16 protein-coding genes and 1 pseudogene are annotated in these 16,151 nt (G+C 73.6%); 11 read left to right on the plus strand and 6 right to left on the minus strand.

Features of this window, described 5'->3' with window-relative positions; translation table 11 throughout:
• The first annotated feature begins 15 nt into the window (after positions 1-15).
• The 7 genes from AB0K37_RS24875 (at position 16) to AB0K37_RS24905 (ending at position 7,043) form a co-directional block, all read left to right on the plus strand.
• The gene (locus tag AB0K37_RS24875) at positions 16-1,659 is read left to right on the plus strand and encodes an ATP-binding cassette domain-containing protein (RefSeq protein WP_363984971.1); all 1,644 of its coding nucleotides are present in this window, start codon (positions 16-18) and stop codon (positions 1,657-1,659) included.
• Between the two features lie 233 nt (positions 1,660-1,892).
• Positions 1,893-2,864: an NAD-dependent epimerase/dehydratase family protein gene (locus tag AB0K37_RS24880; protein ID WP_363984973.1), complete on the plus strand. Its 972-nt coding sequence runs from the start codon at positions 1,893-1,895 to the stop codon at positions 2,862-2,864.
• Positions 2,861-4,063: a glycosyltransferase family 4 protein gene (locus AB0K37_RS24885; RefSeq protein WP_363984975.1), complete on the plus strand. Its 1,203-nt coding sequence runs from the start codon at positions 2,861-2,863 to the stop codon at positions 4,061-4,063. The genes AB0K37_RS24880 and AB0K37_RS24885 overlap by 4 nt, the downstream gene beginning before the upstream one ends.
• 10 nt (positions 4,064-4,073) lie before the next feature.
• Entirely contained in the window at positions 4,074-4,802 is a 729-nt protein-coding gene (locus AB0K37_RS24890) for a hypothetical protein (RefSeq protein ID WP_363984977.1), read from the plus strand.
• Positions 4,799-5,152: a hypothetical protein gene (locus tag AB0K37_RS24895; protein WP_363984979.1), complete on the plus strand. Its 354-nt coding sequence runs from the start codon at positions 4,799-4,801 to the stop codon at positions 5,150-5,152. Before AB0K37_RS24890 ends, AB0K37_RS24895 begins: the two co-directional genes overlap by 4 nt.
• Entirely contained in the window at positions 5,152-6,267 is a 1,116-nt protein-coding gene (locus AB0K37_RS24900; RefSeq protein ID WP_363984981.1) for a glycosyltransferase family 4 protein, read from the plus strand. Before AB0K37_RS24895 ends, AB0K37_RS24900 begins: the two co-directional genes overlap by 1 nt.
• On the plus strand, positions 6,264-7,043 hold the full coding sequence (locus AB0K37_RS24905; RefSeq protein ID WP_363984983.1) for a hypothetical protein: 780 nt from the start codon (positions 6,264-6,266) through the stop codon (positions 7,041-7,043). The genes AB0K37_RS24900 and AB0K37_RS24905 overlap by 4 nt, the downstream gene beginning before the upstream one ends.
• Here AB0K37_RS24905 and AB0K37_RS24910 read toward each other — a convergent pair.
• From AB0K37_RS24910 to AB0K37_RS24930, 5 genes are all read right to left on the minus strand, one after another.
• Positions 7,040-8,311, minus strand: coding sequence for a serine hydrolase domain-containing protein (locus AB0K37_RS24910; protein ID WP_363984985.1), 1,272 nt, complete (start codon positions 8,309-8,311; stop codon positions 7,040-7,042). The genes AB0K37_RS24905 and AB0K37_RS24910 overlap by 4 nt on opposite strands.
• A 159-nt stretch (positions 8,312-8,470) precedes the next feature.
• Positions 8,471-8,992, minus strand: coding sequence for a YceI family protein (locus tag AB0K37_RS24915; RefSeq protein ID WP_363984987.1), 522 nt, complete (start codon positions 8,990-8,992; stop codon positions 8,471-8,473).
• A gap of 22 nt (positions 8,993-9,014) precedes the next feature.
• Entirely contained in the window at positions 9,015-9,806 is a 792-nt protein-coding gene (locus AB0K37_RS24920; RefSeq protein WP_363984989.1) for a VanW family protein, read from the minus strand.
• Positions 9,807-10,041: 235 nt separating this feature from the next.
• The gene (locus tag AB0K37_RS24925; RefSeq protein ID WP_363984991.1) at positions 10,042-10,272 is read right to left on the minus strand and encodes a DUF6158 family protein; all 231 of its coding nucleotides are present in this window, start codon (positions 10,270-10,272) and stop codon (positions 10,042-10,044) included.
• Between the two features lie 34 nt (positions 10,273-10,306).
• A complete protein-coding gene (locus tag AB0K37_RS24930) occupies positions 10,307-11,899 on the minus strand; it encodes a phosphatase PAP2 family protein (RefSeq protein WP_363984993.1) in 1,593 nt (530 codons plus the stop codon).
• Between the two features lie 140 nt (positions 11,900-12,039).
• On the opposite strand from AB0K37_RS24930, the gene AB0K37_RS24935 reads away from it, so the two are divergent.
• The 3 genes from AB0K37_RS24935 to AB0K37_RS24945 all read left to right on the plus strand — a co-directional run bounded on the left by AB0K37_RS24935 (position 12,040) and on the right by AB0K37_RS24945 (position 14,448).
• The gene (locus tag AB0K37_RS24935) at positions 12,040-13,011 is read left to right on the plus strand and encodes an ABC transporter permease (protein ID WP_360355344.1); all 972 of its coding nucleotides are present in this window, start codon (positions 12,040-12,042) and stop codon (positions 13,009-13,011) included.
• On the plus strand, positions 13,004-13,795 hold the full coding sequence (locus tag AB0K37_RS24940) for an ABC transporter ATP-binding protein (protein ID WP_345173284.1): 792 nt from the start codon (positions 13,004-13,006) through the stop codon (positions 13,793-13,795). The genes AB0K37_RS24935 and AB0K37_RS24940 overlap by 8 nt, the downstream gene beginning before the upstream one ends.
• Positions 13,796-13,926: 131 nt before the next feature.
• Entirely contained in the window at positions 13,927-14,448 is a 522-nt protein-coding gene (locus AB0K37_RS24945; protein ID WP_363984998.1) for a YbhB/YbcL family Raf kinase inhibitor-like protein, read from the plus strand.
• A 66-nt stretch (positions 14,449-14,514) separates the two neighbouring features.
• Here AB0K37_RS24945 and AB0K37_RS24950 read toward each other — a convergent pair whose 3' ends face one another.
• Positions 14,515-15,489, minus strand: a complete 975-nt coding sequence (locus AB0K37_RS24950; RefSeq protein ID WP_363984996.1) for a winged helix-turn-helix domain-containing protein — start codon at positions 15,487-15,489, stop codon at positions 14,515-14,517.
• Positions 15,490-15,548: 59 nt separating this feature from the next.
• Here AB0K37_RS24950 and AB0K37_RS24955 point away from each other — a divergent pair.
• Positions 15,549-16,151 (plus strand): annotated as a pseudogene (locus tag AB0K37_RS24955) (MFS transporter); the annotation flags it as partial.

Raw genomic sequence — 16,151 nt, forward strand, 5'->3', positions numbered from 1 at the left:
CCGACACTCGGCTGCATGGGACACGTCGAGGTCGGCCACGTCGGCCATGTGCTGCCGGACGGCCGGATGCTGCTCGACGACGTCTCCTTCCGCGTCGGCGACGGTGTCACGGCCGCCCTGGTGGGCCCGAACGGCGCGGGCAAGACGACGCTCCTGCGCCTGATCGCGGGCGACCTGGCTCCGCAGTCCGGGACGGTCGCGCACAGCGGTGGAGTCGGCGTCATGCGCCAGTTCATCGGCAGCGTGCGGGACGGGTCGAACGTGCACGACCTCCTGCTGTCGCTGTCGCCGCCCCGGGTGCGGGAGGCGGCGGCCGCGGTGGAGGCGGCCGAGCTGGTGATGATGGAGCGCGACGACGAGCCCGCCCAGCTCCGCTACGCCACGGCGCTCGCGGGCTGGGGCGACGCGGGGGGCTACGAGGCCGAGGTGCTCTGGGACGCGTGCTGCGTCGCGGCCCTCGGCGTCTCCTACGACTCGTGCCGGTGGCGCGAGGTCCGCACGCTGTCGGGCGGCGAGCAGAAGCGGCTCGCGCTCGAAGCCCTGCTCCGCGGCCCCGACGAGGTCCTCCTCCTGGACGAGCCCGACAACTACCTGGACGTCCCGGGCAAGCGGTGGCTGGAGGAGCGGCTGCGAGAGACGCCGAAGACCGTCCTGCTGGTGTCGCACGACCGGGAACTGCTCGACCGCTCCGCCGACCGGATCGTCACCGTCGAGGCGTCCCGGGTATGGATCCACGGCGGCGGGTTCTCCACCTACGCCGCCGCGCGCCGCGACCGCAACGAGCGCCTGGAGGAGCTGCGGCGCCGCTGGGACGAGGAGCACGCCAAGCTGAAGGAGCTGGTCAACACCCTGCGCACCAAGGCGACGGTGAACGACGGTTTCGCGTCCCGCTACCGGGCGGCGCAGACCCGGCTCCGCAAGTTCGAGGAGGCCGGGCCGCCCGAGGTCCCGCCGCGCGACCAGAACCTGAAGATGCGCCTGCGCGGCGGCAGGACGGGCAAGCGCGCGGTGGTCTGCGAGAACCTCGAACTGACGGGCCTGATGAAGCCGTTCGACACCGAGGTCTGGTACGGCGAGCGCGTCGCCGTGCTGGGCTCGAACGGCTCCGGGAAGTCGCACTTCCTGCGGCTTCTCGCGGCCGTCGCCGAGGCGCTCCCGCGGGGCGCGACTCCGGTGAGGCCCGTCGCGCACACCGGTGTGGCGCGCCTTGGGGCGCGTGTGGTCCCGGGGCTGTTCGCGCAGACCCACGCCCGTCCCGATCTGGCCGGGCGCACCCCGTGCGAGATCGTCATGACCGAGCACGCGCGGCTGCGCAACGACGCGATGAGCGCGCTCACGCGCTACGAGCTGAACGTGTGCGCCGAGCAGCCCTTCGAGACGCTCTCCGGGGGCCAGCAGGCCCGCCTGCAGATCCTGCTCCTGGAACTGGGCGGCGCCACCCTGCTCCTGCTGGACGAGCCGACCGACAACCTCGACCTGGCCAGCGCCGAGGCCCTCCAGGAGGGGCTGGAGTCGTACGAGGGCACGGTCGTCGCGGTGACCCACGACCGCTGGTTCGCCCGGGCCTTCGACCGCCACCTGGTCTTCGGGTCCGACGGCTCGGTCTACGAGTCGGCCGAGCCCGTCTGGGACGAGACCCGCGTGGCCCGCCCCCGCTGAGCGGGCCGGGATCGGCAGGCGTCCTCCGGCCGGGCCGGGCCGGAGGGTGAGCGGGCTGGGGGCCGCAGGCGGTCCCCAGCCCCTGGCCCGCCTGGCAGGGGTGGAGGTGGCGGGACACCCGGTCCTTGGGGCTGCTGGAGCCCGAGGTTCCCCGGATGTCCCGGAAGGAAGTCCTATGTGGGCAGGGACGAGAGCCCTGTCCCCCTTCGGGGCGTGACGGATAAAGTGCCCGGGTGCGGGTGGTGGTCACTGGTGCGGCGGGGTTCATCGGAAGCCATGTCGTCGACGCGTTCTCGGGGGCGGGGCACGAGGTGCTGGCCGTCGACGCGCCCGGGCGCTCGCTGAGTCCCGGCGTCGCCCGGCGGACGTGGGCGAGGGTCGCGACCAGGCCGGGGGTCGTCGCCGCCGAGCTCGACCTGGCGGTGGACGACCTCACCGCCGTCGCGGCCGCCGACGTCGTGGTGCATCTGGCGGGACGTCCCGGCGTGCGCGACTCGTGGGGGCGGGGCAAGGCGGTCGTCGAGCGGGACAACGTGGCGGCGACGCGGCGCCTGCTCGCGGCCTGCGTGCAGCGGCCGCCCCGCTCGCGGCCGAAGGTCGTCGTCGCGTCCAGCTCGTCGGTGTACGGGTCGGCGGGTCCGCGGCCGAACCGGGAGGACGATCCGCTGAAGCCGGCCAGCCCGTACGCGGTCAGCAAGGCGAAGGCGGAGCGGCTCGCGCGGACGGCCGCCGGGAGCGGGCTGCGGACGGTGCTCCTCAGGTACTTCTCGGTCTACGGCCCCCGGCAGCGTCCCGACATGGCGTTCCACCGGTTCGTCGAGGCGGCCCTGGACGGGCGCCCGCTGCCGGTGTTCGGTGACGGGCGCAGCTCCAGGAGCTTCACGCACGTGCGGGACGTCGTCGCGGCCACGCTGGCGGCGGCGGCCGAGGACCTGCCGCCCGGCGTCGCCGTCAACGTCGGGCATCGCGAGCACGTGGCGGTCCGCGATGCGATCGCGATGCTCACCGGCGCGCTGGGCACCCCGGCGCAGATCCGGCGCGAGACGCCCGTCGCCGGGGACGCGGCGCGCACCTGGGCCGACACGTCCCGCGCCCGGGAACTGCTCGGCTGGACGGCCGCGACGGACCTGGCCGAGGGGCTCGCCGACCAGATCGCCTGGCACCGCGGGCTGCGGACGGTGCCGGAGGGGGCGGCGGTCGGATGACGAACGGCCCCACGCAGCACGGCCCTACGCAGCACGGTCCCACGCAGCACAGGGCGGCGTACGTCGCGTTCGACCGGTTCCCGTCCAGCAAGGGGTCGGCGGTCCACATCGCGCAGATGGCCGACGAGCTCTTCACGCGCTTCGGGGGCGGCCTGCTCGCCGCGATCGGCGGGGGCGACCTGCCGCGCTACCAGCGGGAGGGGACGCGGGAGGTCGCGCGATTCGACGCGGCGATCCCCAACCTGATCGACCGGGCCGAGGCGTTCTCCGGCTGGGTCGCGGCCCACCTGCGGCCGCACTGGGAGACGCTGGAGGTCTGCCACGTGCGCGACCCGTGGAGCGCGCTTCCGGCGGTCGCGGACGGGCGGCGCCACAAGGTCGTGTACGAGGTCAACGGGCTGCCGTCCATCGAGATGAGCCACACCTGGCCCTGGGCGGCGCCCGCCACGCTCGCCAAGATCCGCGAGCTGGAGCGGTTCTGCCTGGAGCGCAGCGACGCCGTCGTGGTGCCATCACAGGTGATCGGCGAGGCCGTCCGGGGCCTCGGGGTGCCGGAGGGCCGGATCCACCTGGTCCCCAACGGCGCCGACGTCCGCGAGACGCCGCCGCGTCCCGCGGACGCGCCCGAGCGGTATCTCGTCTACGTCGGCGCGCTTCAGCCGTGGCAGGGCCTGGACGTGCTGATGCGCGCGTTCGCGCGGCTCGCCGACCTGCCCGGCCTGCGGCTGGTGGTCTGCGCGTCCGTCCCGGAGCGGCGGGCCAAACCGGTGCGGCGGCTGGCCGAGCGCATCGGCGTCGCCGAGCGGGTCGACTGGCGGTTCACGCTGCCGCACCACGAGGTCGCCGCGTGGCTCGCGCACGCCGAGGTGTCGGTGGCGCCGCTGACCGGCTGCGCCCGCAACCTGGACCAGGGGTGCGCGCCGCTGAAGGTGATCGAGTCGATGGCGGCGGGCGTCCCGGTGGTCGCCTCGGACCTGCCCGCCGTCCGCGAGCTGATGGCGGACGGGCGGCACGGGCGGCTGGTCCCGGCGGACCGTCCCGCCGAGCTGGCCCGGGCCGTGCGGATCCTGCTGGAGTACCCGGAGGAGGCCGCCGCGATGGGGCGGAGGGGCCGCGCGCACATCGAGGAGAGCCTGACCTGGGCGCGCTCGCGCGACCGGCTGGCCGAGGTCTACCGCACGCTGACACGGGGTCGATAGGTGGTTCGTCATGTTCTGGCGTAAGCAGAAGGCCGCCATCGAGCGGTTCCATCCCCTGCACAAGGCGCTGACCCTGGAGCAGGGCTTCTCCGTCTCGCTGCGGCGGGACGACTGGGAGCCGGTGATCCAGAGCCTCGCGCAGCACGGGGCGCACGTGCGGCGGAACAGATGGCGGCTGCACGCGCGTGTCCCGGGCGTGCTCGTGCCGCTGCTGCGGGTGCTCGCAGCCGACATGCCCCCGGACGGGGTGCTGTCGGTGTCCGCGGACATGCGCGGGCCGCGGGTCCCGGAGAAGAACGGTCCGATGCAGGACCTCCCCTCCCGGCCCCCGATCTCGGGGCTCAAGCAGTGGTACGCGCTCGACCCGTGGCTTCGGATGCGGGCGGAGCTGCGCGACGGCAGCGTCGTCGAGCTCTCGGTCACCGACCGGGTGCGGAACCGCAAGTACCGCAAGAGAAACGCGCGCGGCAAGATCAAGTTCAAGAGCAAGTCGAAGACGGTGCAGCTCGTGCGGGTCACCCGGCGGCTGGCCAGGGACGCGGCCGTCCAGCGGCCCGCCTCGCCGCCGCCCCGCTGGGTCAGGGTGCAGGTGAAGCAGGGCCGGCGGCTGGTGATCCGCGCCAGCGGGAAGTTCCCCGGGCCGGTGGAGGAGGGGATCCTGGTGGACCGGATCCTGCAGGTGTCGACGGAGCCGTTCCGGTGGACGCCGCCCGGCACGGCCGCGAGGAGGACCACATGAACCGCTGCACCGTGACCACCGGGTTCTTCGTGCTCGGACGCTGCGGCCGGTCCGCGGTGGCGGCGTGCCCGCAGTGCGGCCGGCCGGTGTGCGGCGAGCACGCCGGGCCGAACGCGCTGTGCCCCGAGTGCGCCGCGGCGCAGGGGTACCGGACGCAGGACCCGCACCACCCGGGCTGGACGCACGGGTACCGGCGCGAGTACTACCGGGGCAGCTCGCAGACCTACAACGACGGCTACTGGTACTCCTCGTTCGACCAGTACGACCGCGGCGCGTTCAACCCGGGCGACGACTACTCCTACGGCGGCGACTGGGGGCCGGACGACGACACCGGCTTCGTGGACAGCTGATGCCCCGCGTCCTGTGGATCACCGAGCACTACCCGCCGAGCCGGGGCGGCATGGCGCAGTCGTGCGACCGGATCGTGCGGGGCCTGCGGGCCGCCGGCGCCGAGGTCGACGTCGCCCACCTGACCCGGCGGGCGCGGCCGTGGGGCGTGTCGCGCGAGCACGGCGGGCGGCTCGTCACCGCGCCGCTCGGGGACGACGCCGAGCACGCGCTGCGCCGCCTGTGGACGACGATCAACGCCGAGAACCTGGCCGGGTACAGCCATGTCGTGGCGTTCGGCGGCGTCCACGCGATGCTCGCCGCGCCCGTCCTGTCCGCGCTGCTCGGCGCGCCGCTGGTGACGCTGCTGCGCGGCAACGACATCGACGTCGGCGCCTTCTCGATGCGGCGGCGCGGCGTGCTGGCGGACGCGCTGCGCGCCTCGTCGCGCGTCTGCGTCGTCGCCCGCTCGCACGCGCCGCTGGTGTCGGCGCTCGCCCCGGACGCGGCGGTCGTGTTCGTCGCCAACAGCGTCGACACCGCGCAGTGGCGGGTGCTGCCGTCCGAGCGGGAGCGGGGACGGGCCTGGCGGGAGGAGAACGTCGCCCCCGGGCGCCGGACGATCGGGCTCATCGGCCAGCTGAAGGTCAAGAAGGGCGTCGGCTTCTTCCTGGAGGCCCTGGCGGCGTCGCGCCGCACCGACGCCTTCCACCTGCTGCTCGTCGGCGAGGTCGAAGAGTCCGTGCGGGAGTGGCTGGCGGAGCGCGACGTCCCGCACTCGTTCCTGCCGTTCCTGGAGCGGTACGACCTTCCGGCCGTCTACGCGAGCTGCGACCTCGTCGCGCTCCCCTCGTTCTACGACGGGATGCCGAACGTGGCGCTGGAGGCGGCGGCGCTCGGCGTGCCGCTGATCGCCTCGGACGCGGGCGGGCTGGCGGACGTGGCCGACGACGAGATCGGGTTCACCTTCCCGGCGGGCGACCCGCACGCGTGCCGCGCGGCCGTCGACCGGGCCGCGCGGGCGGGCGCCGAGGAACTGGCCAAGCTCGGCGCGGCCGGCGCCGAACGGATCCGGCGCGACTTCACCCCGGCCGCCGAGACCGCCGGCTACCTGGCCGTCCTCGACGAGGCGCGTTGATCCTCTGCTACGCGGCCGGTGACGGGCTGGGGCATCTGACGCGGCTGCGGGCCGTCCTGCACACCCTCGGGCGGGAAGGACCGGTCACCGTCGTGACCGGGTCGCGCTTCGCGGCCGACGCGCGCGTCACCCACGGCTGGGACGTCGTGGAGACCGCCGACCCGGCGGCCCTCCGGCCGGACGAGGTGATCGTGGACGCGTTCCCCGCCGGGCTGCGGGGCGAGCTGACCGGATTCGCCTCCGGTACCAGGACGACGCATCTGGCGCGGCTGCTGCGCTGGGACGCCTACCGGGCTCTGCTCCCGGCGGATCCGCCCCGCTTCGACCGGACGTTCGTCCTTGAGGAACTCGACCCGGCCCACGACGCCTACCTGCGCGCGGTGTCGGACGAGGTCGTGCCGCTGGCGCTCGCCGATCCCCCGTCGGAGCCGGTCGACGTGGACGGCTGGCTCATCGTGCACAGCGGCCCCGACGCGGAGACGCTCCAACTCGTCGCCTACGCGCAGGACATGGCGTCGGCGGAACGGGTCCGTCCGCCGATGACGCTGGTGTCGCCCGCGAGGCCGGACGGCCTGCCCCGGCACGTCGTCCACTTGGACGTCTATCCCGCCTGGGTGCCGGGACCGAACGTCGACCGGATCGTCACCGCGGCGGGGTTCAACGCCGTCCGCCAGTACGCGCCTTGGCGGGAACGGCACCGGATGATGCCGTTCCCACGCGGCCTGGACGACCAGTACACGCGCGCGGCCCGCGCCAGAGGCGGGCCCCAGCGCTAGAAGTAGGTGGAGGTCAGGTTGCCGGTCGGCCAGGTCTTCACGGCGTTCGCGGCCTTGTGCAGCGCCGCGTCGATGTCGGCGTAGTTCGCCGCGGAGCCCTCCTGGCGCTGGTCGAACAGGACGGCCCACGACAGCCCGTCGTACCGCCGGACCAGCAGCGTGTACGTTCCGGCCAGGCTTCCGTTGTGCCAGGTGTTGCGGCCGCCGCCGGTCACGGGGCGCACCTGCCATCCGCAGCCGTAGTACCAGCCGTCGGCGTTGATGCCCGTCTCCGGCTTGGCGAACGCCCTGCTGATGGACGTCGAGGTCAGGATCGACCCGCCGTCGTAGATGCCCGCGAAGCGGGTGAGGTCCATGGCGGTGGCCAGCCAGCCCCCGTGCGCGTCCATGTTCTCCAGGTTGAACGCACCGTACGGGAAGGGCACCTTGGTGCCGCTGTTGTCGAACACGGTCGCGCCGGTGTAGGTCGAGTAATACGGGGCCTCGCCGGTGACCTTGGTACGCGACCTGCCCAGGCGCATCCGCGTGATGCCGCGGGGAGCGAGCACGGTCTGCCGGACGTAGTCCTGGTACTTCTTCCCGGTGACCTTCTCGATGATCCGGCCGAGCAGCATGTAGCCGTAGTTGGAGTAGACGTAGTGCGTGCCGGGCGCGTGGTCCAGAGCGCGCCCGGACGTGTACTTCACGATGTTCGCCTGCGACACCGGCAGCGCGACGCCGAGCGCCTTGGCGATCGCCGCGTCCCGGAACATCGGGTCGGGCGTGATGTCGCGGTCCCAGCCGCCGAGATGCTGCAGCAGCCGCAGCACCGTGACGTCCTTGAGGCGCGGGTCGGCCGTCGTGGACAGCCCCAGCAGCGTCGCCACCCGGTCGGTGAGCTTCAGCTTCCCGTCCTGGACGAGCCGGAGCACCGCCGTCGCCGTCACGGGCTTGGAGATGCTGGCGATGCGGAACGGCGTGGTCGGCTGCGTCTTGAAGGCGCCGGCCTCGGCGTAGGTGTAGCCGCGCGACAGGATCAGCTTGCCCTTGCGGACGACGGCGAGCTGCCCGCAGGGGATGGCCCGCGCCTGCATGAAGCTCTTGAGCGTGGCGTCGAAGCCGCCGAGGCCGGCGAGCGCCTTGCCGGTCACTCCCCACGTGCGGGCCGCGGCCGCCGCCCGCGCGTTCTTGGTCGACCCGGATCCGCCGGACGCGCAGCCCGCGAGCAGCGTCGGCGCGGCCATCAGACCCGCCGCCTTGCCGAAGTCCCGCCTGCTCAGCTCTGCCACCGCGGCCCCCTGAAGATCGTCTGTCCGGAATGCGGTGATCATGAACCTTAGTGCATTCGATCTTCAGGGGTTCGGGAAACCCGGGGACCGGCCGGCCCCGGAACGGCCCCGGTCAGCCCTACGAACCAGCGCTACTCGGGCGGCGCTACTCGGGCGGCGCTACTCGGGCAGGCGGACGTCGAACTCGATCTCGACCTCGTCGGCGAGCCGGAGCGCGCCGAAGAACGCCGAATAGGGCTTGATGCCCCAGCGGCTCTGCTCGACGGTGACGCCGCCGCGCACCCGGCCGCCCTCCCTGGCGGCCGCGAGCCGCACCGGTTTGACCCGCCCCATGATCGTCAGATCGCCCTCGACGGCGTCCGCGCCGATCGCGGTGGAGACGAACCGGATCCGCGGATACCGCCGGACGTCCAGGACCTTCCGCAGGTTCTTCACGATCTCCCCGCGGTCCTGGTCGGTGAGCGGCTTCACGCCGCCGGCGCCCTCGCGCACCTCCAGCCCGTCCACGTCGACGGTCACCTCGACCGACGAGGCGTCCAGGGGCTCGCGCGCCTCGACCGCCGCCGACCAGCGCGTCGCCTCGATGGTCAGGTCGTGCCCCGCGCGGCGGCCGAGCCCGCTGCGCCCCGTCCGGACGAGCAGCCGCCCGTCTTCCGGCCCGAGCTCGAACGTTCCCTCCATGCTCTCCACCCTGCCACGCGGGTCAGAGGCACTCCACCTCGGCCTGCGGCCGGTACTCGGTGTGGAACCTCTCGCGGCGCACCTCGCGCCCGTCGGCCAGCAGCGTCCGCCACACGTCGACCTCGAAGCCCTCCCGGCCCGCCGTGGCGACGCACTCGCCGCCGCGGCCGACGCCCGGCTCGAAAGGTCTGAACCCGTACCGTTCGGACGTCCGCGACCGCACCTCGTACCTGCGCCGGCCCCACAGGTTCACCGTCAGCGACGCCGCCGAGTAGGCCACCTGGATCCGCACCGGCTCGCGGGTGTCGTTCCTCCAGGTGAAGTCGAGCTGCGGATAGAACACCGCGACCTCGCGCCCCTCCGGGTACTCCGGCATCCACAGGCTGTGGGCGCGGGCCTTCCGGATGTCCAGTCCGGCCAGGAACACCGCGTTGTACAGCGTCGTGGACACCTGGCAGACGCCGCCGCCCACGTCGTCCGCCAGGCGCGAGCCCATGATCGCGGGCGCGGGCACGTACCCACGGCTCCTGGTGCGAGGTCCGACGGCGTCGTTGAACGAGAACGTCGCTCCGGGCTCCACGACCCGTCCGTCCAGGGCCCGTGCTGCGAGCTCGATGTTGCGGACGCGGGGCTCGCCCGGCGCGAAGCGCGTGGTGAACGTGCTCATCAGGCGCTCGGGCGGCAGTGCGCCGGGCCCGTTCCGCCCGGCCGCGTCGCGGTACGGCACGGTCAGCGCCGCCGACACGCCCGACAGCCGAGGGCCCTCCAGGTAGGCGCCCACCAGGAGCCCGGTCGACGCGACGGTGCCCGCCACGATGGGCCACCACCGCCGGACGCCGCGCCGCCCCGCCCGGCGGAGCCCAGGCCCGATCCGCCCCACAGACCACACCCCCCGACGATCCCGACGGGATCTCCCACGGACTCTGCCGCTCACCCGCGGCGGGCGCCCGTGCCTTTACCCGAACAGAACGAACGTCCGAACAACACCGGGCCGGTCACGGGCACCGGGCCGTCCGGACGGCGGCGCGGGGGGAGCGCGCCTGGTGCCGTCAGCGGGCGCGGGCCCCGTCGCGCATGCGCTCGGGGTCGATCTCCCGGCCGGGACGCCGGCGCAGGTACTCGGCCTCCAGCTCGTTCATGCGCCGGGTGTGCTCGCCGTAGGCCTGGTCGGCGGCGTGCCGCAGCGCGTCCAGCCTCGTCTCGTACAGGTGGCCGAGCTCGCGGAACAGGTCGTCGTCGCTGAGGTCGCCGGGCGCGACTCCCAGGTCACGGCTGGTCATCGTGTGATCTCCTCCTTCGTGGGCGTCCCGTGCCTTACCCGGTCACCGGGGCATGAACCGTGAACACCCGGAGTGCACGGCGGTGCTTGCCGAAGCGCACCGCGCGCGGCATCGGCGCCACCTCGCCGTCGCGCGCCAGCCGCAGGTCGCCGGCCGGCGAGATGACCTCCATGCCGGTCGTCCGCCACGAGCGGTACCCGGGCGTCAGGCGCAGGTGGCCCGCGACGATCGCGGCGACCGCGCGGACGCGGGGCGCGCGGCTGCCGGTGGTGACCATCCGCACGTCGAGCCTGCCGTCGTCGAGGCGCTCGCGCCAGGTGGGCGCGGCGCCCCACGAGCCGAAGACGCCGTTGCCGACGAACGCCAGCCAGACCCGCCGGCGCCTGCCGTCCACCATCAGCTCGACGGGCTCGGCGTGCCGCAGCGTGCGGACGGCGGCGACCGCGAGCGCGGGCCACTTCCCGATCCGCCTCTCCAGCCGGACCCGCCGCTCGACGACCTCCGTGTAGGCGCCGATGCTCGCGGTGTTCAGGAAGACCTGCTCCGCCTCGTCCCCCGCCCCGGCGGACACGGGCGTCACGAAGGAGACGTCGGCGCGGCCGATCCGCCCTTCCCGGTAGGCCCTGAGCGCCTGCGTCGCGGTCTCGACGCCGACCGAGCGGGAGAAGTGGTCGAACGTCCCGCCGGGGACGACCAGCAGCGGGACGTCGCGGCCGAGCGCCGCCCGCGCGGCCGCGTTCACGGTGCCGTCGCCGCCGACCACGGCCAGCACGTCGGCCCGCTCGGCGGCCTCGGCGCACGCCTTGTCGACGTCCGCGCCCGGCTCCACCCGGACGATCTCCGCCGCGGGCAGCTCGGCCTCGATCAGCGCGAGCGCGATCTCCGAGCGCCTCGGGAGGATCCCGGCGTCCGTCTCGGCCGAGGGGCCCGAACCCAGGTTGACGACGGCCACCACGCCCCGCCCGTCCTGGGCGGCGCGCACGCTCCCGCCCTCGTCCGGGGCCAGGCGCGCCACCGGAGGCCGCGAGGGCCACACCATCCGCGTTCCGACCCCGGCGAGCGCGCCGATCCCGAGGCCCGCCAGGACGTCGCCCGGATAGTGGGCGCCGGTGTAGACGCGGGAGAAGGCCACCGCCGCGGCCGTCGCCGCGACCGGGACCGCCACCGCCGCGGGCGCCTCCAGCGCGACGCCGGTCGCGAACGCGGCGGCCGAGGCGGAGTGCCCGGAGGGGAAGGCGTGCGAGGTCGGCAGCTTCCACCGGATCCGGATCGGGGGGACGAGGTCGACGACGGGGCGCCTGCGGCGGAAGGCCTGCTTGCCGACGATGTTCACCGCGGGGCTCGCCACGGCGATCGCGATGGCGCCGCGCAGCGCCGCGCGGCGCAGCCGCGGCCGTCCCGCGATCCCCATCGCGCCGGCCGCCGAGAACCACAGCACCCCGTGGTCGGCGAACCGCGACAGCCGCGGCAGGACGTACTCCAGCCCGCGCAGCCGCGCCGCCGCCACCTGATCGAACGCCCACCGGTCCATCCGGCCGAGCCTGCGCAGCAGGGGGACGCGCTGGGGCCAGGCTCGATGCTCCTGAGCCTGCCGCGACCGGCGCCGGGTGACGGACCGTGACGGCACGAAAGTGCGCCGTGAATGGTTGACGCGCATGACCCGGGTATCCCCAGGGAGGCCGACATGATTCCGTAAAGATCTCAAATCGGGGGTCACATGCGGGCGAACGTCACTGTGGACTCAGCGACTGCAATAGGCTTCGCGACATGAGTCACCCGGAACGGCTCGGAACCCCGGGTGGCGAGTCGGTCGGGACGATCGCGGAGCCTCCTCACGTGAACGGGACCCTGGCCGACTACGCCGCACGATACGGGCTGAGGCAGAGCGCTGCGCGCCCCCCGCTGCGCAAGTACATCCAGGATGTGTGGGCTCGCCGGAACTTCATCTGGGCGTTCGCATCCGCCAAGAACATCTCGATGTACACCGACTCCCGACTGGGTCAGGTGTGGCAGCTGCTGACCCCGCTGCTGAACGCCGGGGTCTACTTCCTGATCTTCGGTCTCCTGCTGAACACCAAGCGCGGAGTGCCCGACTTCATTCCCTTCCTGGTGACGGGCGTGTTCCTGTTCGGGTTCACCCAGCGGTCGGTCACATCGGGCTCCAAGTCCGTCGGCGACAACCTCTCGCTGATCAGGGCGCTGCACTTCCCGCGCGCCACGCTGCCCCTGGCGATCGCGATCGTGGAGCTGCAGCAGCTGCTGCTCGCCCTGGTCGTGCTGTTCGTCATCGTTTTCGCGTTCGGCGAGCCGGTCAGCTTCCAGATGCTGCTGTTCGTCCCGGTGATGGCGCTCCAGCTGATGTTCAACGTGGGCATCAGCATGGTCATGGCGCGTCTCGGCGCGTTCAACCGCGACATCACCCAGCTGCTGCCGTTCGTCATGCGGACCTGGCTCTACATGTCCGGCGTGATCTTCAGCCTGCCGTCGCTGATGAAGCCGGGCTCCCGGCTGGCCGACTACCCGTGGCTGGGCGAGCTGCTCCAGCTCAACCCGGCGTACGTCTACGTGGAGCTGAGCCGGCACGTCCTGCTCGGCGAGTACCGGAACTACGTCGGAGGCCTCGCGCACGCCACCTCGACGGGGCAGCTGTGGCTGTACGCGATCGTGTGGGCCGCGGTCATGCTGGTGGGCGGATTCCTGTTCTTCTACCGTGCCGAGGAGCGCTACGGCCGTGGCTGACACGAAGGTCCGCGGGACCCTCCAGATCGACCCGACCCGGGAGCCGATCGTCGTCGTCGACGACCTGCACATCGTCTACCGGGTGTACGGCGCGGGCGGCAAGGGCAACGCCGCGAGCGCGTTCTCGCGCGTCCTTCGCCGCAAGCACCGCCCGTCGATGACCGAGGTCCACGCGATCAAGGGCCTGTCGTTCGTCGCGTACCGGGGCGAGGCCGTCGGCATCATCGGCACCAACGGCTCCGGCAAGTCGACGCTGCTGAAGGCGATCGCGGGTCTGCTGCCCCCGCACAGCGGCGGCGTCTACACCGACGGTCAGCCGTCCCTGCTGGGCGTGAACGCGGCCCTGATGAAGGACCTCACCGGCGAGCGCAACATCGTCCTCGGCTGCCTGGCGATGGGCATGACCCCGGCGGAGACGCGGTCCAAGTACAAGGAGGTCGTCGAGTTCGCCGGGCTGAAGGAGGGCTTCATCCAGTACCCCATGCGGACGTACTCCTCCGGCATGGGCGCCCGCCTCCGGTTCGCGATCGCCGCGGCCAAGACCCACGACGTCCTCTTGATCGACGAGGCGCTCGCCACCGGCGACGCCAAGTTCCGGACCAAGAGCAAGCGCCGCATCGACGAGCTGCGCAAGGACGCCGGCGCGGTCTTCCTCGTCGCGCACCAGCTCGACACGGTCAAGGAGATGTGCGACCGCGTCATCTGGATCGACGAGGGCCGCATGCACATGGACGGCGACCCCGAAGAGGTCGTCGCCGCCTACATCGAGGCGACCGGCAAGTAGCGCGGCGGGCCCGGCGCCGCGGGGCGCCGGGCGATGATCGTGACGCCGCCGGGTGCGCGAGGGGGCCGTGAGAACGCGACGCCCCCTGGTAGAGATGTGGTGTCACGATGATCCTGATGGAGGAGGTCGCCATGCCCGGCAAGCCCCCGCTTCCGCACGAGCACCTGCCCGAGGTCCCCTCGTTCACGGTCGCCAGCGACGACATCGCCGAAGGCGAGCGGCTCGCTGACCGGCACGTGTTCGACGACTGGGGTTTCAGCGGCGGCAACGAGTCGCCGCACCTGCGCTGGTCGGGGTTCCCGGACGCGACGAAGAGCTTCGCCGTGACCTGCTACGACCCGGACGCGCCGACCGGCAGCGGCTTCTGGCACTGGTCGCTGTTCGACATCCCCGCGAGCGTCACGGAGCTGCCGACGGGCGCCGGGACCGAGGACGCCAAGGTCGGCGTCCACGCCCGCAACGACTACGGGGTCAGGGCGTTCGGCGGCGCCGCGCCGCCGCCCGGCGACCCGCACCGCTACGTCTTCACCGTCCACGCGCTGGACGTGGAGTCGCTCGGCCTCGGCCCGGACACCTCCCCGGCCGTCGTGGGCTTCAACATCACCGCCCACACCCTGGCGCGCGCAACGATCATCGCCGAGTTCGGCGTCTGACGCCACCCGCACGCCGAAGCCGTCCCGGAGTCCTCTCAGGGGCGGCTTCAGCCGGTTCCGGCAGGTCTAGTCGGCTCCGATGAGGACGTCTCCCACGGCCGTGCGGCGGTAGAGGACGGAGCGGCCGCTGCGCTCGCGCGTGACGAGCCCGGACTCCCGCAGCACCGCGAGGTGGTCGCCGATCCCGCCGACGCTCATCCGGAGGCGGGCGCTCAGCCAGCTGGTCGTGGCGGGCTCGGCGAGCACGCGCAGCAGGTCGGCCCGGGTGCGGCCGACCAGCCTGGCCAGAGCGTCCTCGCCGCGCGGCTCCCGGCTCTCCCAGAGGGCCGCCACTCCCCTGGCCCGGTACATGAGCGTGTACGGCCAGTCCTGTTCGAGCGCCGCGCCGAGCTCGGCGAAGACGACGGGCACGAACGTCAGCCCGGCGCCGCCGAGGCGGTAGGTGGCGTCGCCGTGGATGTCCGCCTCAATGACGCCGTCGCGCCAGCGCACCTTGCGGGACAGGCCGTCCAGCGCCGCCGCCCAGCCGTAGGCGGCCAGGCGGCCCGCGCGGTGGACGATGTCACGTTCCACGATCGAGCGCAGCACCGGCCAGTCCGGCTCCAGGAGGGCGCGCCAGGCCGTCTCCAGGCCCGCCGCGAGCCGCTCGACGACGTCGGGGGCCTCCAGCACCTCCCGGAGGGAGGCGTCCGGCTCAGGCAGCCCCTCGAGGTTGCGGGCGAGTTCGCGGCGCGCCTGGTCGAGCGGCGTCGCCCGGACGGTCGCCAGCTGGTCGGCGACCGTCAGGTTCGGGCGGGCGGGCGGCGGGACGACGAAGTCGGCCATGTACCCGTGCGGGCGGCGCAGGAAGGCCAGCGCGCGCAGGGCCGGGTCCCCGGCCACCCGGCGGTACGCCGGCCGGACCCGCTCCACCCAGGGGCCGAGGGGCCCGACGGGCATCCGGCCCGCGACCACGCCGAGCGCGCTGTGCACCTCGATCAGGGGGGCGACCCCGAAACGGCTGGCCGCGAGGTCGCCCGGGCCCACCACGATGCGGTACATGTTTCGCTCCTCCCCGAAACATTGTCCCGCACGGGGCCGGCGCCCGCAGAGTCGCCGCCATGACCGCTCCTTCGACGACCTCCGCGCGGTACCGCGACGTGTTCGGCGTGCCCGAGTTCCGGACGCTGTTCTCCCTCCAGACGCTCCAGGTGGCCGGCGACTCGGTCCGCACGATCGCGCTGTCGGTCCAGACCTTCGAACGCACGGGCTCACCGGTCGCGGCGGCCCTCGTCTTCGCCGCCGGGATGCTCCCGTACGTGGTCGGCGGCGCCCTCCTGCTCTCGCTCGCCGACCGCGTCCCGGCGCGGCGGCTGCTCACCGGCTACCACGTGCTGCGCCTGGCGGTCACGGCCGTCCTCGCGGTGGGCGGGCTGCCGCTGCCGCTGATCATGGCGCTGCTCGTCGCGGTGGGGCTGTTCGCCCCGGTCGGCAGCGCGACCGTCCAGGCCCGGCTGCCCGTCCTGCTTCCGGGGGACGGCTACGTCCTCGGACGGTCGCTGTTCACGATGACCAGCGCGGGCGCGCAGATCGCCGGCCAGGCGGTGGGCGGGCTGCTGCTGTCGGTGCTCGCCCCGGCCGGGACGCTCTGGCTCGCCGCCGCCGGCGCGGCGCTGGCCGCGGGCCTCGCCCGCTTCCGCCTCCCGGACGCGCCGGCGGCGGCC

The organism is Actinomadura sp. NPDC049753 (assembly GCF_040674655.1).
Taxonomy (GTDB): Bacteria; Actinomycetota; Actinomycetes; order Streptosporangiales; family Streptosporangiaceae; genus Spirillospora; species Spirillospora verrucosospora.